Genomic DNA, 20,321 nt, shown 5'->3' with positions numbered 1-20,321 from the left:
TTTTCATTCCGAAATTTGTTTTATGAAAAATGCTTTTTCATTTTGCTGCATCTACCTGATATGTTTTTATGCATACGCCCAACGGACTACCATCAGCGGAACGGTCAAAGATGCCGAAAGCGGCGAAACCTTGATCGGGGTTAATGTCTTTGACAAAAAGAGCCAAAAAGGCTCCATAACCAATAATTACGGCTTTTTCAGCTATTCTTCCTTGGAAAGTGAGGTGGATTTGGTTTTCAGCTACGTTGGCTATGAGCCCGTCAATCTCCCTTTAATATTGGAAAAGGACACGCTCATCACTGTGGAGCTGATGCAGTCGGGACTGATGAAAGAAGTGGTGATCGAGGGCGAGCGGGGAGACCCGATTCAGGAAAGTACCCTCATGGGAGCGATCAATGTGCCCCTGCGGGAAATAAAGAACATCCCGGCTCTGATGGGTGAAGTGGACATTTTCAAAGTCATCCAGTTGCTACCCGGGGTGCAGTCGGGGGCTGAGGGAACTTCCGGCCTGTATGTCCGAGGCGGCAGTCCTGACCAAAACCTGATCCTTCTCGACGGAGTGCCGGTGTACAATGCTTCGCATTTGTTTGGCTTCTTCTCGATCTTCAATGACGGTGCCATCAGCAACGTCGAGATGATCAAGGGTGGTTTTCCGGCACGGTATGGGGGGAGGCTTTCATCTGTGGTGGATGTCACGATGAAAGAGGGCAATACGAAGGAATTTAAAGGTGACGGAAGCATAGGTTTGATCGCCTCGAAACTCACCTTGGAAGGGCCAATAGTCAAGGACAAGACGTCATTTCTGGTGTCGGGCAGACGAACCTATCTCGATATGGTTGCAAGACCGATCATCAGAAAATCCTCAGAGGGAAGGGAAGATGTGGGCTATTACTTCTATGATGTCAATGCCAAAGTCAACCATGTGTTCAACAACAAAAACCGCTTGTACCTGAGCTATTACGGTGGAGATGATGTGGCTTATTCTGACTACAATAATACTTGGGAAGGACCAGGCGGGTCTACCGAATCAAAGGAGGAAGCGGGACTAGGCTGGGGTAATAAGATTGCCGCCCTCCGTTGGAATCACGTCATCAACGAGCGACTGTTTGCCAATTTCATGGGGACTTTTACCAAGTACCGATTTGAGCTTACCACGGGTTACGAGGATGTCTTTACTTCCAATCAGGGCGGTACTCCTATCGAGGATGTTTACTCGGCGGAGTATTTCTCCGGGATTCGGGACTTTGCGCTGAAAGCCGACTTTGATTACATACCCAACTCTGATCATTACATCAGATGGGGTGGGATGTGGATCGACCATAGGTTTACTCCGGGAGTTTTCGTAAGTCAGGAAAGCGAAAAACCTGAAGTCACCGAGGGCGCGATACCTTCCGACAGCCAGGAATTGGCGCTTTATGCAGAAGATGACTTCAGTGTGGGAGGCCGGTGGAAATTTAACGCTGGCGTTCATTTCTCGGGATTTTTGGCAGAAACGAAAAGCTACACTTCCCTTCAGCCAAGGTTCTCGGCCAGATATCTGCTGGATGCCAGCTCTTCGCTGAAATTCTCCTACGTACAGATGGCCCAATTTGTACACTTGCTGACCAATGCAGGGCTCGGTCTGCCAACGGATCTATGGGTGCCGTCCACGGACAAGATTGCGCCGCAGGCAAGTGAGCAATTGGCCCTAGGCTATTTTAAAAACCTTGGCTATGGGCTTGAATTCAGTGCAGAGGCCTACTACAAAACCATGAGCGGGGTGATCGAATACCAGGATGGTGCCTCGTTTTTGAATACCACCGATGACTGGCAGGAAAAAGTGACGTCTGGAGACGGAAGGAGCTATGGACTGGAGCTTTTTCTCCAAAAGAAAACCGGCAAAACCACCGGATGGATCGGATATACGCTGTCTAAAACTGAACGACAGTTTGATGATCTCAATTTTGGTGAATGGTTTCCCTTTCGATACGACCGCAGGCATGACATCAGCGTCACTGCGGTGCATCAATTGACCGATCGGATTGACCTGTCTGGAACGTGGGTGTTTGGGACGGGAAGCTACATCACGGTACCGCTGCAGCGGTATCAGCATTCGTTCTCAGTGATCGACAATACCCGCACCTACTACGGAGGCTTGTATCTGGAACACTTCGAATCCAGAAACAACTTTCAGATGCGGAGCTATCATAGGATGGATGTCGGCATCAATTTCAACAAGATCAAAAAATGGGGAAAACGGACTTGGAACGTCTCGATATACAATCTGTACAGTCGACAGAACCCCTTCTATATGGACATTAGCTACAATTATGAGCTGCAGCGCAACCAACTTCGGCAGTTCAGCTTGTTCCCGATCACACCTTCTGTTTCCTACCGTTTTACTTTTTGACCATGAACAATAGATCGATTCTTACTTTCTTCCTGGCGCTGATTTTCTTGAGTTCCTGTGAGCAATATCTGGAGGTAGAGCTTCCTGGACAGGAACCGAAACTGGTCATGAATGTCCTGTTGGAGCCAAGTGACACGTTGAAAGTTTTTCTTACCAAAAGCGAGGGCGTTTTGGAAGGAAACCAAAATGATGGGTTTGAAGTGGTGGAGAATGCCACAGTTCTTTTCAAAGATCCCAGTGGCGAAACTTTTCTCTTGGATTTTGCAGACAAAAAAAGCCACTTTGGACGGGATGCTTACTATTATCTCGCCAATCCAGTAGTGAATCCCGACGTGGAATATGAGCTCATTGCTGAAACTACAGGATTTCCGTCTATCAACAGCAAACAGCGTTTACCGGTACGGGTAGCGATCAAAGATGTTCAGTTTTCCAATCTTGGACCGAGTAGTTATTGGGATGGCGCTGATGAGTACGAGATCGTTGTCACGTTTGATGATCTGCCGGGTCGGGATTTTTTCGAGATTTCAGGGAGCATTTATGGACTGGATACCTTGATTTATAATGGAGACACCACCTTACATAGTTACTCAGCAATTCTAAATCCCGAAGCCGTCAATCCCGCCTATCGGAAAGATTTTAGGATGAGACCCGCCTTGCTTTTTAAGGATGTCTTCTTGACGGGGGAGAATTCGCAAATTGCCTTTCGGACGACGATTTGGAGGGAAATGGACATTGATATCACGCTTAACTTATATCATGTGACGGAGTCCTATTTTCTCTATTATGATACGGCGGACTTTCAGGTCTACAACAACGGGGACTTCCTATCCCAGCCGGTGCTGGTATATAACAATATCAACAATGGCTTAGGGGTGTTCATGGCTAGGAACGGGGATCAGCGAGTGATAAGGATTCACAGAGATCAGGACTAGTGCGTGTACCATCTAGGTTGCATAATGATGGGATAGTCCACAGATGCCCATACTATCGCGGTATCTGTGTGCCCTTCAATTTCTTAGCTAGGGCGGTAATGTCGCCTTTAACGCCACTCCGGCTTATTGCACCGAAAAATTCCCGGGGTTGCAGTATAACGATCTAACACAAAAACGCCCCCGACAAAGTGATTTTTGTCGGGGGCATTTTGCTGTGTTAGGTGTCAAATCCGGTGCACTTATTTCAGGGAAAAGTGGGTGATTAAGCCATTTGTTCTCTGAGCATCATTTTAGCTTTGATCAGGTGATTCTTGACGGTGTTTTTGGAGATCATCAGTTGCTCGGCGATTTCCTGATAGGAGAGGTTTTGGAAGTAGGAGAGCTCGATTACTTTTTTGCGTTGGACGGACAGACCTTCCAGTGCGTGCTCCAAATTGGTAAAGACTTCTTCTTCTTCGGAAGAACTCATGGCATATTGGGTATCGATCCGGTTCTTATAGAAGTCTTCGATTCTTTCTCGGTCTTTTTTAAGTTTTTTGAAATAGTCAATGACCTCGTTTTTGGCGATGGTAAACACGTAAGCGTTGATTCCTTCGTCGGTGCAGAGTTTTTCGCGTCTGCGAATGATTTTCATGATGACCTCATGAAAAATGCTCTCTGAATCATTGCTGTCCTTGACCATGGACACAATAAAGCGCATTACCGGAGCTTTGTAGTAGGTGTAGACAGCGTCGATCGCTTGCTTTTCTCCATTCCGGAATGCTTCAAAAATCGTTTTATCGAGTGGGCTCATTTTTTTGATTTTTTCTTTACGACTGAAATTTTCAAAAAAATTAACACAAGTTGTTACGCATATCTCGCATATAGTTCCTCAATTTGCGAAAAGTTGGTATTGCTAAGATTACCTTTTTATGTTCTATAAATCAGAATGTTGAACGCTTATTACGTTTGCGTTAGCATTTTGAAAAATTATGAGATGTTTGGTTGTTGAATTCACAGCAATCTGTGGGTAATATTACCGAGTTGTTGTGTTTCTTTTTTTTTCAGTCATAAAAATAGAAATCGGTATTCATGACTTTTGAACTCGAGGGATGGGCCGATATCGGTTGCTTGTGAGATGAAAGGAATCTTTAGAATTCTTAATCCTGTCCCATGTACCAGGCCAAAGACACAGAAACCGAATTACATCAGCAAAAACCAATAATGGCTGCAAGGTTCACTGCAAGTAGGGTCGGGTATGTTGGTTTGCATGTGACCGGACTGCAAACAAAGTGCAGTGACCTGGATCTATTGATTGATTTTTCAATGCCTATAGGCTGGGAGTTCTTTACGTAGGAAAAATTTTTTGGAAAAGGGATTTGGATTGTCCCTTGACCTCGTTTCAATGGAGGCAGTTGAAGATCGGATCAAGTCACCGAACCTTAGATCAAGTCAGATTACTTTGAAAACGAAGAAGAGAGATTATCCTATGCTTTTACCCTAGGGGAATTCAAAAAAAAGGGGAAGCAATTAATCTGCTTCCCTTTTTTGTAACTCAAACTCAACTCATTTAATGACTTCCAGGTATCTTCCCATCCAGTAAGGAAGGAGCCAGATATCGCCCGGACTGTATTCTGTTTTTCCGCCGCTACCGCCATCGAGCGAGAATCGGTTGGCATTGTGTCTCGCAATCTTGATTTCACTTGGAGATAGCACCTCTTTGGTCAATTGACCCCTGAAGTTTGCATCAAGCAACTCAATGTCTTTTCTGTGGCTGTTTTTGACAGTCCAGCCGATCAAGTCGATTGGGTGCCTCTCCAGAAACCAGATGGATTCTTCCAAGTCGAAATTCTCAGGCTGAACCAAAGCAGTCATGATGTTCCAAAGTCCTTCTTTTTCCGGTCTTTCCGCCTCCCAGTGATCTACGATGCTCTCCTTGTATTTCGCCTGAAGATCCTTGTCAAATGCATAGCGGTATAGTCCCCAGTATCCGACATAGTACATCTCATCGTCTGAGTGGTTCCAGCCATCAGACAGCATCTTGGCCCAGTCATCACCATCGTCACCTGATCGCCCGATGCCTTCCATAGGGCGCATCATGTTGTCCAGGTAGCCGTACTTGTCCATCAGCTCAAACGCTTTTTCCTTAAACATCTCCTTACCGGTGAAGTGGTAGGCAGTCTGAAGCATCGCGGTGATGTTGGAAGAGTTCAGCTTGCGGTCACCCACTGAGGTCGGGAAGCTGTTGACATAGTCTGGGTTCCACTTGCCCCAGAGGGTCGGCTTACCGTCAAAGTCAATCAGGTAAAGGTCGTTTTTTACGATGTGAGTCATGACTGCGTCAAGCAGTTCGATGGACTTGGCTTTGATCCATGGGTCGTCCACGATCTCGGCCATCACCCCAAAGACAAATATGTGTCCGATGACTTCGTCAGATGAAGTCGTTGATTTCCAGTCCCACTCCGGGTCTGAGGCATGTTGCCATCGCTCTGGATCGGAGAGTTGCTCGATGTATCCGCTGCGCTCAAATGATCGGGAAGGGAACCCTTCGACGTCGTTGACGGTATAGAGGCGCTCCATCGCTTCCAGTGATTCTCTGCAGTTTTGCAGGGCTTCCGGAGATTTGGTGACCGCGTAGCGGAAAGCTTCTCCAGCGAGGTACATCGTCGTCCAAAGGCCGTCGTTGTCCGAGTCGTCCAATTGCCCTGAAGCGAGGTTACCTGCCTCCAGCAAATTGAGGGAAGAGTTGAACCCGTGGCGCAGGTGGCGCTCACGCATTTGTTTTTCAAGGATCTCGGCTTTTCGTGCCAAAGTCATCTCTTCGAAAACTATGGTACCCAGTCCGTTTTCTGTCAAGATGTGGGTTTGATTTCCCTGTACAATCAAGTCTTTCACTTGATCGCCCGGAAGCCAACGCTCACCGAAGTAGTAGCTGAATTCGCCAGCGGCATCCATCTTGAAGGCGCCCATGGTGGTACCAAACCAGATGTCCTGCGCGTCACTTTGGATCGTGGTGATCTCTGTCCACGGCAGCTTTTGGTTGACTTCGCTTTGCTTTTTGGTTTTCAGGTCGTAGGTGAAAAAACCGTTTTTCGTGCCGATCACCAACTGGTTTTTAGCTGCGTGAATTGCCACGGCGGTCAGTTGATCTGCGGTGACCGCTTTGGTCAGAGTTCTACTCTTGGGAGAAAAAGAAAACAGCTCCTTTTCACCCAAGATCCAAAATTGATTTTGCGCAGCATCGAAGACAACGTCCAAGATATTGACTCCTGCCGGCAAGGAGAAAGCATAAGGAGCCTTGCCTTTTTTCAGCAGTTGAAGCTTGTTTTTGGCAGCAGCCAAGAATGTAAAGTCATCGCCACCGGCAAAAGCGGTCGGATTGCTTAGCGTGTGCTTCAAGAAGACCACACCTGCCCAAGCGTTGCTAAATACGGCCTCGCCATCGATGTAGACCAGATGATCTTGGTAGCGATCAATGGCCAACACTTTCTTATCCTTCATCGGCAGGTAGCTCCGGTCTGCCACCAATTTGCCGTTTACTTGAAACTGTCCGCCATAGGGTCTCAACAGTTGGTTCCCTTCCAGGATTTGTACGACTCCGTTGCGGTCACTTGCCAAGCTGAACTGGTTGGCAGTGGACAGGCTGCCGACATTTTTAATGGAATAGTCTTGCAAAAATATGCGGTCATGGTGAACCTGTTTTGCAATGTTTGGATTCTGCGCCGACACTTGGATACCCAGACAGGTTCCCAAAGCAAAGGCTAGAATCATCGGTTTTTTCTTCATTTTATTGGATTGCATCTGGATTAAAACTCTTGTATACTATTGTTTTTCCAGCCGGAGTATGGCTGGAGTAGGTGAGGTGGATTACCCCTTTGGTGTCCTGGATTACCGAAGGGTAGGAGAAGCCTCCTTCTTTAGTGCTGTCATTTTCCAGGTAAAGCGGCGATTTAGGCCAGGTGAGTCCTTCGTTGGTAGAAACCCAAAGCGCCAGTTTGTACCGGCCGTCATGGATGTCGTTGCCGATCATTACCCATCTGCCGTCAGCCAATTTTAACAGTTCTACGCTGGCTGTATTTGGGATTGCAGTCTTGGTGGCCGCTGACCAAGTCTGGCCTTTATCTTGGGAGATACTCTGTTGGATAAAGTTGGGCCCGTCGCCAGAGTCTCGTAGCATCGCGACGATTTCACCGTTTTTCCGTTGCGCCAAGGCTGGCTGGATCGGCCCTCTGCCAACCAGGGGTAGGCTTGGTTTCCAAGTCAGCCCTGAGTCCTCAGAGATGGCCATCAGCGAAAGGTTAAACCCATCAGAATAGAGCGGAAGGATGATTTTCTCTCCCAACACCAAAGGCTTGATGCGTGTCATCCAGCCGATGCTGCGATAGGTCGGATTTTTACTCGCTTCGATCGTCAGCTTGTCGTAGTTTGGTGCATAGGCCGACCAGCCATTTCGAGATTCTGGAAGTTCTTTGAATTTTTCCTGTATTTCGGAAACAAATTCCTCTCCCGGCTTGAGCAGGATATTGTCCTGCCAGTCCCAAATCGGTGCGCCAGCTTTACTGTAATTCCTGCTTCTTCGCGTTCGCAGGACTGACTGCTCCCATTGGTTGCCCAACACGGCGATCCAAACCAAGATGAGTTCATTTTTGGAATTTAGAAAAATAACCGGGTTGCAATCCGGTATATCTGGAGTATCAGCCATGAGAAAAGGAGCTGACCAAGTTTTGGCCGATTTTGCCTTTCTCGAACCCATGATCCGCACGTCATCTGCGGTTCGTTCGCCGGAGCCCTGAAACCATACCGCAAGCATGTCTCCATTTGGCAGCGCCACGACACTGCTGCCGTGAGTATGCTCTGCTTGGGGAGCAAAGATCTCTTGGGCGGCTAAGGTTTTGATTTTAGATTGAGCGAGGACCTGACCTGCCAAAAACATCAGGGTAAAGGTGGCCATCCAACATTTGGAGGATTGATTGAAGTTCATAATTTGTAGACTTGATAATGGGTGATTAGAATGGATTATGAGCCTAAAAGCTATGATTTTAATTTGATTTTGGAGGATAAATTCCTTGGTACTCTTTGAGAAACGCTAACGAACCTTGTCCCCGCTAGCCTAGGTAACGAGGGGTTACTTTTCCGACAGCGAATCCGACCCAAAACAGTTGATTTGTCAACGGCGAATCCAGCTAATCTATAGCTAGTGGGACGGCTCAGTTTTCTAGTTACAACCTATGGATTCAGTATTTACTTTTTAAATAAATCCAGGAAGTGTCGCAAAGACTTGTCGCTAATTGAGATGCTTATTCAGCAATGTCCAAGCCTTCTACTTTAAATTTCCAGAAAGCTACTTTCTCTCTATTCCAAGTGTATGTCATGACCAGATTTTCTCCGTCCCGGATGATGCTTGGATATGAAAATTCAGTCTCAGGATCTTCACCTTTCTCGACTGTTTGGTCTATGACCCAAGTCTTGCCATTGTCAAGGGATATGGCCAGGTTGATCGGATTTCTATCGCCCCAGTTTTCACTGACGGGGTTGTAAATGAGTGCGATTTTTTCACCTCCAAGATGAGCGACATCTATTCCGCTGTTATTGTTTGGTAGCTCGGTTAGATAGATCGGTGACCAGGTTTTTCCGTAATCCTTGGAGTCGCTGCGGGCGATCTTGCCACCGGAGCTTCGGAGTAGGATGTGTACATTACCCGGAGATGACTCCCAGACCGCCGGCTGAATCACGCCCTCTTCGGCGACGAGCGAACGATCAAGCTCGATGAAAGGGGTGGCTTCCCAGGTTTTGCCGCCGTCGGTACTTCTGTCCATGAAGGCATTCCAGACTTTGTTTTTTTCATTGGAAGCCGGAGCCAGCCATGTGCCATCGGAGAGGACGATGTTGTGATTTCTCACCGGGCCTCTGCCACCTTTGTCTCCGGGTACGAGTTCCACAGGTGTGGTCCAGGTTTTTCCTTTATCATCTGAGGTTTGAACCCAAGTCTCCCAGTCGTCGATCTCTTTGCCAACTTTGAAATACAGGTAAATCTTTCCGTCAGGAGCATTGAACAGCACAGGATTCCAGTGCGGATCGTTCCGGATCTTGGCCGCCTTCTGAGGGACTTCCCATGCAGTACCGTCACCTCTCGACATCCAGATGCTTACATCGTCGTGTTTTTCATAAGAGCCGCCAAACCATGCTACGAGGTATTCTCCTGGACTTACCGCGATGATGGTAGATGCATGTCCCTGCGCAAATTCAGGATGGCTGTCAAAGATCTTGCTGGAGCTTGCTTCAACTAGCCTTGGCATATCTTTTGAAATTTCTACTGTATCCTCGGTATTTGTCGTATTGCCACAACGGACAAAAAGTAGAGATAAAGTGATGATGCAGCAGGTAATACTGAACATCCGAAAGTGAAAACGTTTCATTTGCGTTTGATTTTGGTTTAAATACTGGTGAGATCTCAATTAGGACTAATCCGTCTGAGTAAAAAGTACCATAATTATCCGTCTGTCTAGAAGTAGCGCAACTTTCTTTTGCAAGCCGGCTGGATGACCGATGACCGAAGTTGCCTCATTGCTGCCAATGCGGATATTCTCCCGAGGTCGATAGCGTCTTTTAGAATCTATGATCGCTAGGAAACTTGCTTTGTGGCGGGAATGCACCGGATTGAGCCAATAGTTGACGTGTTGGATTTTGTGATTGAAGATTATCAGCCGGAGATTTTCTCAATTTTTCCGATCTCCCTATTTTCGAAATTTTCGATCTTGAGAAGAAAAATAATTCCGCATCGTATGTGCATAATCAATATAATCAATCCAATATTGGGCATCTGAAAATTGTACTTTCCTCCCCGATGAATAAAAGAACCTCGCTTCTCCTGTTGATTTTCCTAGTTTTCTTCGTGATTTCACTGATGTCAAATATCCTGGGGCCCATCATCCCGGATATTATTGACAGCTTCTCTTTAAGCCTTTCTTTGGCGGGATTTTTACCTTTTTCTTTCTTTGTGGCCTATGGCGTAATGTCCCTCCCTTCGGGTTTGCTGGTGGAGAAGTATCGGGAAAAGCCGGTCTTGCTTGCCGCCTTTGCCTTGGCTGCGTTGGGTGCCTTGGTTTTTGCTTTCAACCCGCAATTCAGCTTTGCACTGATCTCTCTATTTGTGATTGGACTGGGTATGGCGATGCTACAGGTGGTAATCAATCCATTGCTGAGAGTGGTGGGAGGTGAAGAGAACTTCGCGTTCAATTCCGTCCTAGGTCAGTTGGCGTTTGGAGCGGCATCTTTTTTTAGCCCTTGGCTGTACAGCTATTTGGTGCAAAACCTTCATACCGGCAATGAGGCCGTACATTTTCAGTTTTTGGAAAAACTGGTGCCGGCGGATCTTTCGTGGGTATCGGTATACTACCTCTTTGCCCTTCTCGCAGTGCTGATGTTTTTGCTGATCAGTCGGGTGCATTTTCCGAAGGTAGAGCTTAAAGAAGATGAAAAGGTAGACCTCGGCAACTCCCTGAAAGAACTGATGGGACAGCGTAAAGTCTGGCTGTTTTTTATTGGGGTCTTTTGCTACGTAGGATCTGAGCAAGGGATCGCAAATTGGGTCAGTAGGTTCCTTCAGGAATACCATGGGGCTGATCCGGCGACGACAGGAGCGCAGGTGATTTCCTATTTCTGGGGTCTGCTGACTGTGGGGTGTTTGTTGGGTTTGCTTTTGCTCAAGCTGATGGACAGCAAGCATGTGCTCATGCTCTTTTCATTCGGAGCTATCACCTCACTAGTCGTGGGCCTTTCCGCCGAGGGTACCTTGGTTCTGATCGCTTTTGCGATGACCGGCTTTTGCCTTTCCGTGATGTGGTCTATCATTATCTCACTTTCACTCAATTCAGTTTCTTTTGCCCATGGCACCTTTGCAGGTTTGCTCTGCTCCGGGATCGTCGGCGGAGCGGTGATTCCATTACTGATCGGAGGGCTTGCTGATGTTATCGGTTTGAGAGCAGCGATGTTTTTCCTTTTGCTCCCTTTGGGCTATATTTTTTCGATAGGAGTTTGGGCCAAGCCGCTGGTGAGTAATGCGCGCGTGAAGTCTTTGAAGGAACTTTTCTCCTAATCAGCCATGTATAAAGTCATCCTGTTACTTGACTTTGGAGAGGAATACAGCAAGGCATTGCTGAAGGGGATCAGTAAATATTCCTCCGAAAATGGCAACTGGAGCTTTTGTCGTATGCCGCTTTACTATCGGGAAACCATGGGGGTTTCCGGCATTTTAGAGTGGGCAAAGGAGTGGAAGGCGCAAGGGATTATCGGGCAGCTCTACAATGAAATGGAGACGGAGTTTTACGAGTCGCCGCTTCCGGTCATTGCACAGGATTTTAAGGAAAGATTTAAAAAGCTGCCGAATATCACCGGACTCTATCGTCAAACGGGGACGATGGGAGCAGAGTATTTTTTGAAGCGAGGCTACCAGAATTTTGCCTTTTATGGCTTCAACAATATCGTCTGGTCGCGAGAGCGTGCGGAAGGATTTGAAACTGCCGTGAACAGGGCTGGGTTTCAGGTGAATTACTTTGAGCATAAAAAGGCACGTTCCACAGATATCTGGTATTACAAAAGTAAGAGTTTGGCAAAGTGGTTGAAAAGTCTGCCCAAGCCGGTGGCGCTAATGGCCTGTGATGACAATCAGGGCGTCCACATCACGGAGACCTGTAAACACAATCAAATCAGAGTGCCCCAAGAAGTGGCCGTCTTGGGTGTGGATAATGACGTGATGCTGTGCGAGCTTTCCGATCCTCCGCTGTCGAGCATTGAGCTGGACATCGAAAAGGGCGGATACGACGCTGCCAGGGCTCTGGATTTGATGATTCAGGGGAGGGTGAAGTTTTACCGGGATATTCCCGTGGCTCCGCTGAAGGTGATCACGCGGGCTTCGACGAACATTTTTGCATCTACCGACGATCATGTGGCGGATGCGCTCGATTTTATCCATCGGAATATCGAAACCAATCTACAAGTAACGGATATCGTCAAGGAAGTGCCGATGTCACGAAGATCCCTTGAAAAACGCTTCCTGGAAGTTACCGGCATGCCGGTTTACAAATACATTTCTAACCTCAGGATTGAAAAAATGGCGGAGAAACTGATCAGCACCGATCAGACGATTTTTGAGATTGCCCTGGACATGGGCTTGCAGGACAGCAAGAATATAGCAAGGCAGTTCCGGCAGGTGATGGGACATACGCCGGTGGATTACCGACGGCTTCATGGCGAGAAGAAAGCTGCGGGAGCAAAATAGGGAGGCGTCATCGGGAAATAATCCTGATTGCTCGGGACAGCGAAGCGAACGGTTAGGGTAATCCAAGAATTGAAAGTGGTAAAATCTTAGGTGTGGAGTAGTAGTATCGAACGCGCTCATTGAGTTCCAACACTATTTGGAGCTCGTACTATAAAAAAGAGCCCGCGGCGATTTTTTCTAAGAGGAATTGAGACGGCAAAGGCTTGACTTTTACACACCCTCCGACGGATAGCGTTGTTCATTTTTTGTCTCAATGACAGTGGTCAGAAGTAGTCTGTTTTTCAAAAAAGGCGGTACTCAATAAGAAAAAATCACCGCAAAGTTGCAGAGACGGGCAAAGAAATATACCAAATACAAAGACGTTTTAGGTATTTCTCTGTGCTCTCAACAAAGTTTGAAAGTGGAAGCAAGATTGAAGTTATCAATCACATGGAGACTTCCAAAACCTTGTTCCATGGGGCACCTTGTGGCAAAAAAGAAGTGTAGAATATGAAATCAAAATTACTCCCAATCGTCCTGACTGGAATGACCCTCGGAACGACCTGGGCCATCAGAGGTCAGTTTGGACATGAGCAGGGTGCGGCATGGGCCGGAGGGATTGCCTGCGTATTTTTGGTTTTGTTATCCAATAGGAAAGAGTGGATTTCCGGTAGCCTCAAAGCTGCACTTTTGGGTGCGATCGGCTGGGGACTTGGCGGAATGATGAGCTATGGTCAGCTCGTGGGGTATGGTCGGACAAATGATTTTCCAAACGCTGCTTATGGCTTGCTGATGATGTTTATTGTCGGTGGACTCTATGGTTTCTTGGGAGGCGGACTTTTTGGGCTGGGTCTTCAGGAATCTTCCTCTGGCAAAAAGGTCGCCTGGCATCAGCTCTTGGTAGAAATGTTTGCTGGCGCAGTGATCTTTTACTACTTCGTGATCGAGCAATTGGGCATGCTGATGACCCCACCTCGGTCGGAGGCTTGGGCACTCTGTGCCGGAGCTGCAATTGCCTTGGCGTATTTCTGTAGCAGAAATGGCTACTCTGCCTCGCTGAAAGTAGCCGTCTATTCTGGCTTGGGCGCTGGGTTTGGTTTTGCTTTCGGAGAGTTTCTGTTGGTCATGGGAGGGGTCTCAGGCCTGAAATTCAACTTCTGGAATGTCATGGAATATTCTCTGGGATTCTTTGGGGGAATCGGGATGGCCTACAGTGCATTGACTGCTGACTTTGAAAGGCAAAAACCTCCGTCCGCCTCGAGGGCTTCCAGCGTCTCCTGGCCGGTTTTCGGGCTGTTGGTTTTGATCCCGTTTATCGTCTGGCATCAGAGTTTTTGGGAAAAAGACGGGGTGGAGATTTATAAGAATGTTACACCTGCCGACCCGCAGTTTTGGGCAAACACCGCAGTCGGATTGGCTTTTTTTGGTTTTTTGATCATGTTGAGTTCGGCAGTCGCAATTTCTGAAAAGTGGAAAAAGAGCTCAGGTCCCGAACAACTCGTCCTGATCAAATGGACGGGACTGATCCTCTTTGGGATGTATTTGGTGTATACGTTCTTGATCACCGGAGCTTTCTTGAGCTTCTATCGACCTGAACAGTTCTTGTATCTGGTCAACTTCGCAGTAATCATTGCTTTGATGCGGTACTGCACCACGGTAATTTCGCTTTCTGCTTTTCAACCTAGAAAAGCGCTTTTCCTTTTCTTCGGAATTGTAATCAGTCTGCTGATTCTGTCCGCTGTGGCAGTCGGTTCGCATGATGAACTGAAGGGGGCGAGAGGTCGATTCGGTGTAGAAGCGGAGGCCCAAGTGATGGAATGAGGCTAGGTCTGGCAGCCTCTTCAATCGGAATTTCGTAACATAGCTAGATAATGGGTAAAAGAGTCTCCCAAGTTTTTTTTGGGGGGGGGCAGAAAAAACAAACCTTAGGTCAGCGTATAAAAAAAACACATGAAAAAATTCCTAAAGCTATTCTCCCTTTTTATCCTATTGATTCTTTTGCTTATCGGCGGAATGTTCATCTATAACTGGAGAGATAGGCAACCTGGCTATGCAATCGACCTGAAACTGGTAAACAAAGATGCACAAATCTTACAGGCTGGTTTTGCCAAAAAGCCGATCACTCCGACGGTCGTGGATACCTGGAACGATGCTGATGGGGATAATAAATACGACGAAGGGGATGGGGATACTTACAACGATCTGAATCACAACGGTAAATTCGACGCCTATTGGATCGCCGGCATGAGTAATGCCAAGCCTGCGCAGGGTGTGCACGACGACGTGTGGTCCCGAGTCGTGGTCTTGGACGACGGGAAAAACAGAATTGCAATGATCTCCATGGACGCCATCGGCTTTCTGCACGGCGATGTGATCGACATCCGGAAGCGGGTTCCAGAGGAGTTGAATATCGACTATGTGCTGCTCTCTTCCACCCACACACATGAAAGCAATGATCTGGTCGGAATCTGGGGTGAAAGCGTATTCAAGTCAGGGGTCAATCCGGAGGTGATGGAATATGTCAAAGCGCAAACTGTAGCGGCCATCGTCGAAGCCGCTGGTAAGCTTCGGCCAGCAAAGCTTGTCTTTGCCGAAGACCTCTCCGGGCGGGATTCGGTGCTGATGAAAGACACCCGCAAACCAATTGTGAAAGCGACCGGAATACACCTCATGCAAGTCTTGGATCTGGAAAGCGACCAAACGCTTGGCACAATCATCAACTGGTCTAACCACCCGGAAACGCTTTGGAGCCAGAATCTTTTGATCAGTTCCGACTTTCCGCACTACGTACGGGAAGGGATAGAAAATGGGGTTTATCAGGGAGACGAACTGATGCAAGAAGGCTTGGGCGGTGTGGCGATCTATTTTTCCGGGGCAATTGGAGGCCTCATGGCCCCACATCCATCCATCGCCATCAACGACCCTTTCACAGGAACTCCGTATTCGGAACCAACCTATGAGAAGACGAAAGCCCTAGGAGATCAGATTGCGCTGATGTCGCTTGAGGCGTTGAAGTTAAGAGGCGATACGGTTGCGACTTCCGGCATCTCGGTACGTGCCAAGACGATTATCGCGCCCTTGGACAATACCATGTTTAAGATTGCCTCTGGCATCGGGTTGCTTAAGATGGGGATGCCGGAGTATTTTAAGACAAGAACAGAAGTTGGCGCAATACGTATCGGTCCGGCGATGTTCCTGAGTATTCCGGGAGAGATCTATCCTGAAATTGTTTTTGGCGGGGTGGAAGCTCCAGAGGGGCGTGAATTTGATATACAGCCGATAGAGACGCCACCGCTTCAGGAGTTCATTACCGACAAATACAAGTTTTACCTCGGGCTGTCCAATGATGAGATTGGGTATATCATTCCCAAAAGCGAATGGGATACCGGCAAGCCATATCTCTACAATGACGAACGGGATACCTATGGTGAAGAAAATTCACTTGGGCCGGAGACTGGGCCGCTCATCTATAAATCGCTGATTGAAGTGATTAAAGAGTTGGAGTAGAAGTGTTTTCGTATTTCTGCTGGTAGGCGAAGTTTTTTGTTCAATGTTGGGTATCCTCCCCATAGCCATCGGGAGACCGATGCACGAAACGAAGATTTCTGGGTTGGGGTTCAGGAGAATGCTGGGCGAGATCCGCGACAATTTTCGGGAGCAATCTCACGCTAGATTTAGTTCCGATTTGTAATTGGCTTTGAATTACTCACGCCGTTGTAATGGATTTGTTTGGATAGAAAGGCGTAGTTACTCGAGAGCCGTACGGACTACACCTACGCAGCGCTCTTCTCAGAGTTGAAGTCTGACTACGCTCAGAGCGTCTTCTTCTCAGGGTTGAAGTGGTCTCTATGTAGGCAACTAAAATAGGGTTGTTACCGGCAGTTTTACTTCTTTGAATTAGCTAGAAGTTGATCAATCGCAATTCCATTTATTGTAAGTCCTGCGATGTTGCAGTTTTCTAATCGGACCTGGCTCAAATCGCATTCAATAAAAAGGCTCGTCTTGAAATCGCATAATTCGAAACGTACGGGTCTATGTTTCAAATCTGGATCATAATTAGGGTGATCTCCATCAGGCATTCCGATGTTTTTGATTAAAGCACCGCCAATTTGGGCACCATCAATTTTTAGGTCGCTCAAATTTGCATCAGAAATTATCACATTCCGCATGCTGACATTGCTGAAAGATGAATTGTCAAGCATCGCGTTTTTTGCGTTTACTTCAGCGCAATCGTCTTTAATTTCGACTTTTTGGATTTTCATATTTTTCTTTTTGTGAACCTATGAGATTCCTCTAAAAACGAAGCGGGTTGTTTGCGACAAAAAAGATGGCCATTGAGTCGGGCGTGCCAGCTTGGTAATTGAAGTCGTACTTTAACGACATGCTGTCCTGCTAGTTATGAGGTAGATGAAGGATTTAGATTGTTGTGGGTTTTTCGCAGAAGGACAGCCGACGAAAGAAATTAAAATTAAGGGTGATGGCGGGTTTTTTCGGAACGCTTGGTAAATGAAACATCACTGAACCTTTCTACGAAGCGAACAAACCGCAATCCGTCCATTTTTTCCTAACGACGAATGCACCTACGGAACGGCGAACCGGAAAGCTTTCAAATGCTTGCCTCAGACCAACCTCTTATCCCAAATGAAATCCTCGACTGCGAATTTTGTAGGGCCTATCTTTTCGTAGTTCTTTTGGTTTAACCCATCCAGAATCAAAAAATCCCGACCAACTCGGTCGGGATTCTTCAGTTTGCTTTAGGCTCTTTGCCCGGCATGTTTTCCCTCCCGGAATTCTTCTACCAGCTTCTTGTTGAAAGCCGGCAGATCCTTGGGACTGCGGGAGGTCACCAGTCCCTGATCCACAACTACTTCTTCATCCACCCATTGGGCTCCACTGTTTTCCAGATCTTTGCGGATAGATGCAAATGAGGTCAGCGTTCTGCCGTTGGTCACTTCGGCTTCGATCAGCAGTTGCGGCCCGTGGCAGATGGCTCCGACCGGTTTCTGATCTTTAAAGAAAGCGCGAACAAACTCTACAGCGCCCATATCGCGTCTCAACTGATCTGGATTGATTACACCGCCGGGGATCAGCAAGGCATCAAAATCCGAGGGGCTAACCTGGTCAATCCGCGCATCCACTGTGACTGGATCCGACCAGTTGCCATCCTTCCAACCTTTTATCTTTCCGGCGTCTGGAGCGATGACGAAAGTTTCTGCACCCTCCTTTTCCAAAGCCTTTCTTGGCTCGAGCAATTCCGATTCTTCAAATCCATTAGTGGCCAGGATAGCCACTCGTACGTCTTTTAATAAACTCATGCTAATAGTAGTTTAGTGAAAATTTGCCTGTTTACGGCAGTTTTCTTCCGAAAACTGATAGAAAGGTGACCAATATCATTCCATTCATGCTAACGGGTGGATAAGCTCAAAAAGAGAGCTTTGTTCGGAGTAGGGTAGGAACTGGAGTCCACAGACTGTGTCCGGCATTACCTAAACACAAGTTTGTAAAGGTGGTACAACTCCGCCTTCGAAGGTTTTTGAATGGATATGCGGATAGCAAATCCAAAGGGAAACGAAAGATGATTTGCTCCCTACTGGACACCTGGGCAATGTCCTTCTCAAAAAAAGAGGAAGTATAACCGCGCTCAGCGGGGTCGAGGGAGTATAACTACGCTCAGAGAGGAAGCGCTGGGCAACTGGCGGAAGGAAAATCTTTACCGCTACAGACCGACAAGACCGTGAACGAAACCATTGCCTACGCTCACACGGGTTGGGCAGGGCCCAGTGCCAATACACTGCACGGTGGGCTCAGGCTGGTAACGGTTTCATTTCCAAACCTGGGATACAAGTTATTTTTCGGAAGTGTGCTAGGGCTTTAAATATTCAAGTGGCGCCGATGACATAAAAAAGCCTCACCGGAAATTCTATTCCGATAAGGCTTTAAAAGAGAAGTTGAAGTTGGTTGTTTATTCCTTTTTGATCTGGAAGGTGTCGAGTACTTCTCCGTCTGCTTTGTAAGAAGTGAGGGTGAGTGTGTTTCCTGTCAGATCGATCTTCTGATAGAGGTAGTCTTGCGAGTAGGAGACTACGATCTCATCGACGTTTTGACCCTCGCTCTCAAACTTGCCGGAGGTGGCGGCAGAATGCACGAACCGTATCTGAGAGGTGGATTCGGTAAATTCGGAAAGCGGCTTGGATCTCATGTAGTAATGAAAATGCCCGCTCAACACCAAGTCTACGCCGTGCTTTTCCAGTATCGGTAGCCAGCTTTTTTGAATATCCAAGTAAGGCTCCACGGCATTGAACATCGGAAAGTGGACGATCAGAAACTTCCATTTGGCGGGATTTTCGGCCAGGGTTTTTTCGATCCAGGCGGCCTGGCCTTCGATAGGAAGTGTGCCGTCCATCATCAGGAAGAGCGCATCTTGGTAGGTGAAGAAATAGGTGAACTCGTGGTGACTGGAATCCGGCCCGTTGGTCGGTAGGTCAAACTGCTCTTTGAACATCCAGGCACCCAATCCGTCTTGGCTGTCGTGATTGCCGGGTACTGGCATAAAGGGCCTCTCGGCCCACGCCGCAGCGGTGTAGCCAAACAGTTCGTCCCAATCGTTGCGGTAAAGTCCAGTGTTGACCAAGTCGCCGGACTGGACATAGAATCGGGCGTCTGGATTTTTCGCCGCCGCATCCTGATACATCTTTCCCGTCTTTTCATCGTTGTGCGTGTCGCCAAACCACAGGAAGGAGAAGTCTCCGTCATCTGCTGCGCTGGTGATGAATTCATAGACGGCGCTTGTGTTTTCATTGCTGACGACGTGGTACTCGTAGTTGGTACCGGGATTGAGTCCGGTTAGTCGGGCGGTGTGTTTTTGGATGTAGCGGTCGTTTTGGAGAAGTCGATCTTCCATGCGAAATGCACTTGCGACGGTCTCCAAGGTATCAGATGTGGATTTTTTCCAATATCGTACTTTACCGTCAGTGACCGTGTCGCCGGTGCGCCACTGCACCGAAATCGAGTTGGATGGATCTCCGGGCCAGGATAGGGCGATCTGATCCGGTGCCTCCGAGGAGGGGAAAAGGGTATTTCGGAATGCGTGTAAGAAGTGCGCTTCTCGGGCCCTTCCCCGGATGGTCGTCAAGAGCATTTCTCCTCGTAGACTTTCCGGCACTTCTGACAGCTTGAGTCCATCCCAATCGTGGTAGGTAAATGCACCGGGTTCGAATACTTCTTGATGTTGTTTTTCGGGGAAGATCGGAGTGATTTCCAAGGGTGATCCTTCATTGACGGGAGCGAGGCTCACGAAATAGACTGGTCGGTGTTTGTCCAGTCCGCTGATGCCGAGTTCTACTTTTCCTTTTTGGAAGTTTTTTTGCCATACTTCGTATTCCGACATTTCATTTTTGACCAGGAGGGGAGTCTTTTCAAAACCGGAGGATTCCAGCCAAAACGGAACGTCCTTTTGACTTTTGTCCCGCATTAGAGAAACACGGACGTCTTGGTTGACATCAAAGATCCAGTAGCCTTTGGCGAGTACTTCCTTTTCGCTTTCACTTAAGTAAGTCAGGAGGAATTCTTCGTCGAGCAAATTAAGGCTGTCGGCGGGGATCTCTTTATAAAGGCGTGTCACGACCTGATCGGCCACTTCCTGTAGGGTAAGCGGAGTGGTTTTTTCAGGAGTGCAAAAAGAAAAAGCCAGTGGAAGCAGAAGCGCGCCAGTGGCGTTGGAAAGGGAGATTTTCATCAAATTTTGATTTTTCTAAAATACGTCTTG

General features: G+C 47.6%; 13 protein-coding genes. 6 read left to right on the top strand and 7 right to left on the bottom strand.

Annotation, left to right across the window (positions count from 1 at the left end; all coding sequences use genetic code 11):
* Positions 1-22 precede the first annotated feature (22 nt).
* On the top strand, positions 23-2,389 hold the full coding sequence (locus tag ABD031_RS19590; RefSeq protein ID WP_343854432.1) for a TonB-dependent receptor: 2,367 nt from the start codon (positions 23-25) through the stop codon (positions 2,387-2,389).
* A gap of 2 nt (positions 2,390-2,391) precedes the next feature.
* Positions 2,392-3,321, top strand: a complete 930-nt coding sequence (locus tag ABD031_RS19585) for a DUF4249 domain-containing protein (RefSeq protein ID WP_343854431.1) — start codon at positions 2,392-2,394, stop codon at positions 3,319-3,321.
* Between the two features lie 262 nt (positions 3,322-3,583).
* Here the strand turns inward: ABD031_RS19585 and ABD031_RS19580 are convergent, their stop codons facing one another.
* The 4 genes from ABD031_RS19580 to ABD031_RS19565 all read right to left on the bottom strand — a co-directional run bounded on the left by ABD031_RS19580 (position 3,584) and on the right by ABD031_RS19565 (position 9,596).
* Complete coding sequence (locus ABD031_RS19580; RefSeq protein ID WP_343854429.1) at positions 3,584-4,114, bottom strand: RNA polymerase sigma factor; 531 nt, start codon at positions 4,112-4,114, stop codon at positions 3,584-3,586.
* A 752-nt stretch (positions 4,115-4,866) separates the two neighbouring features.
* Positions 4,867-7,086: a hypothetical protein gene (locus tag ABD031_RS19575; protein WP_343854428.1), complete on the bottom strand. Its 2,220-nt coding sequence runs from the start codon at positions 7,084-7,086 to the stop codon at positions 4,867-4,869.
* A 1-nt stretch (position 7,087) separates the two neighbouring features.
* Positions 7,088-8,281 carry a sialidase family protein gene (locus tag ABD031_RS19570; RefSeq protein WP_343854427.1) on the bottom strand — a complete coding sequence of 398 codons (1,194 nt, stop codon included), beginning with the start codon at positions 8,279-8,281 and terminating at the stop codon, positions 7,088-7,090.
* A 316-nt stretch (positions 8,282-8,597) separates the two neighbouring features.
* Positions 8,598-9,596, bottom strand: a complete 999-nt coding sequence (locus tag ABD031_RS19565) for a sialidase family protein (protein WP_343854425.1) — start codon at positions 9,594-9,596, stop codon at positions 8,598-8,600.
* 548 nt (positions 9,597-10,144) lie between these two features.
* Between ABD031_RS19565 and ABD031_RS19560 the strand changes: the two genes are divergently transcribed.
* The 4 genes from ABD031_RS19560 to ABD031_RS19545 all read left to right on the top strand — a co-directional run bounded on the left by ABD031_RS19560 (position 10,145) and on the right by ABD031_RS19545 (position 16,063).
* Positions 10,145-11,395, top strand: coding sequence for an MFS transporter (locus ABD031_RS19560; protein WP_343854424.1), 1,251 nt, complete (start codon positions 10,145-10,147; stop codon positions 11,393-11,395).
* Between the two features lie 6 nt (positions 11,396-11,401).
* Positions 11,402-12,577, top strand: a complete 1,176-nt coding sequence (locus tag ABD031_RS19555) for an AraC family transcriptional regulator (protein ID WP_343854423.1) — start codon at positions 11,402-11,404, stop codon at positions 12,575-12,577.
* A gap of 489 nt (positions 12,578-13,066) precedes the next feature.
* Positions 13,067-14,377, top strand: a complete 1,311-nt coding sequence (locus ABD031_RS19550) for a hypothetical protein (RefSeq protein WP_343854421.1) — start codon at positions 13,067-13,069, stop codon at positions 14,375-14,377.
* 129 nt (positions 14,378-14,506) lie between these two features.
* Positions 14,507-16,063, top strand: coding sequence for a hypothetical protein (locus ABD031_RS19545; RefSeq protein ID WP_343854420.1), 1,557 nt, complete (start codon positions 14,507-14,509; stop codon positions 16,061-16,063).
* 377 nt (positions 16,064-16,440) lie between these two features.
* Here the strand turns inward: ABD031_RS19545 and ABD031_RS19540 are convergent, their stop codons facing one another.
* The 3 genes from ABD031_RS19540 to ABD031_RS19530 form a co-directional block, all read right to left on the bottom strand.
* Complete coding sequence (locus tag ABD031_RS19540; RefSeq protein WP_343854419.1) at positions 16,441-16,818, bottom strand: pentapeptide repeat-containing protein; 378 nt, start codon at positions 16,816-16,818, stop codon at positions 16,441-16,443.
* Positions 16,819-17,310: 492 nt separating this feature from the next.
* Positions 17,311-17,871: a type 1 glutamine amidotransferase domain-containing protein gene (locus ABD031_RS19535; RefSeq protein ID WP_343854417.1), complete on the bottom strand. Its 561-nt coding sequence runs from the start codon at positions 17,869-17,871 to the stop codon at positions 17,311-17,313.
* A 647-nt stretch (positions 17,872-18,518) separates the two neighbouring features.
* Positions 18,519-20,291: a purple acid phosphatase family protein gene (locus ABD031_RS19530; protein ID WP_343854416.1), complete on the bottom strand. Its 1,773-nt coding sequence runs from the start codon at positions 20,289-20,291 to the stop codon at positions 18,519-18,521.
* Between the last annotated feature and the right edge of the window lie 30 nt (positions 20,292-20,321).

The organism is Algoriphagus jejuensis (genome assembly GCF_039523455.1).
In the GTDB taxonomy this organism is placed as follows: domain Bacteria; phylum Bacteroidota; class Bacteroidia; order Cytophagales; family Cyclobacteriaceae; genus Algoriphagus; species Algoriphagus jejuensis.
This window is presented reverse-complemented; position numbering and strand designations above follow the sequence as displayed.

Bases quoted from the DNA above. Each gene is read 5' to 3' on its own strand.
- ABD031_RS19580 (WP_343854429.1), bottom strand. From the start codon at position 4,114: ATGAGCCCACTCGATAAAACGATTTTTGAAGCATTCCGGAATGGAGAA.
- ABD031_RS19590 (WP_343854432.1), top strand. From the start codon at position 23: ATGAAAAATGCTTTTTCATTTTGCTGCATCTACCTGATATGTTTTTAT.
- ABD031_RS19540 (WP_343854419.1), bottom strand. From the start codon at position 16,818: ATGAAAATCCAAAAAGTCGAAATTAAAGACGATTGCGCTGAAGTAAAC.
- ABD031_RS19565 (WP_343854425.1), bottom strand. From the start codon at position 9,596: ATGCCAAGGCTAGTTGAAGCAAGCTCCAGCAAGATCTTTGACAGCCAT.
- ABD031_RS19535 (WP_343854417.1), bottom strand. From the start codon at position 17,871: ATGAGTTTATTAAAAGACGTACGAGTGGCTATCCTGGCCACTAATGGA.
- ABD031_RS19555 (WP_343854423.1), top strand. From the start codon at position 11,402: ATGTATAAAGTCATCCTGTTACTTGACTTTGGAGAGGAATACAGCAAG.
- ABD031_RS19575 (WP_343854428.1), bottom strand. From the start codon at position 7,086: ATGAAGAAAAAACCGATGATTCTAGCCTTTGCTTTGGGAACCTGTCTG.
- ABD031_RS19530 (WP_343854416.1), bottom strand. From the start codon at position 20,291: ATGAAAATCTCCCTTTCCAACGCCACTGGCGCGCTTCTGCTTCCACTG.
- ABD031_RS19560 (WP_343854424.1), top strand. From the start codon at position 10,145: ATGAATAAAAGAACCTCGCTTCTCCTGTTGATTTTCCTAGTTTTCTTC.
- ABD031_RS19550 (WP_343854421.1), top strand. From the start codon at position 13,067: ATGAAATCAAAATTACTCCCAATCGTCCTGACTGGAATGACCCTCGGA.
- ABD031_RS19570 (WP_343854427.1), bottom strand. From the start codon at position 8,281: ATGAACTTCAATCAATCCTCCAAATGTTGGATGGCCACCTTTACCCTG.
- ABD031_RS19545 (WP_343854420.1), top strand. From the start codon at position 14,507: ATGAAAAAATTCCTAAAGCTATTCTCCCTTTTTATCCTATTGATTCTT.
- ABD031_RS19585 (WP_343854431.1), top strand. From the start codon at position 2,392: ATGAACAATAGATCGATTCTTACTTTCTTCCTGGCGCTGATTTTCTTG.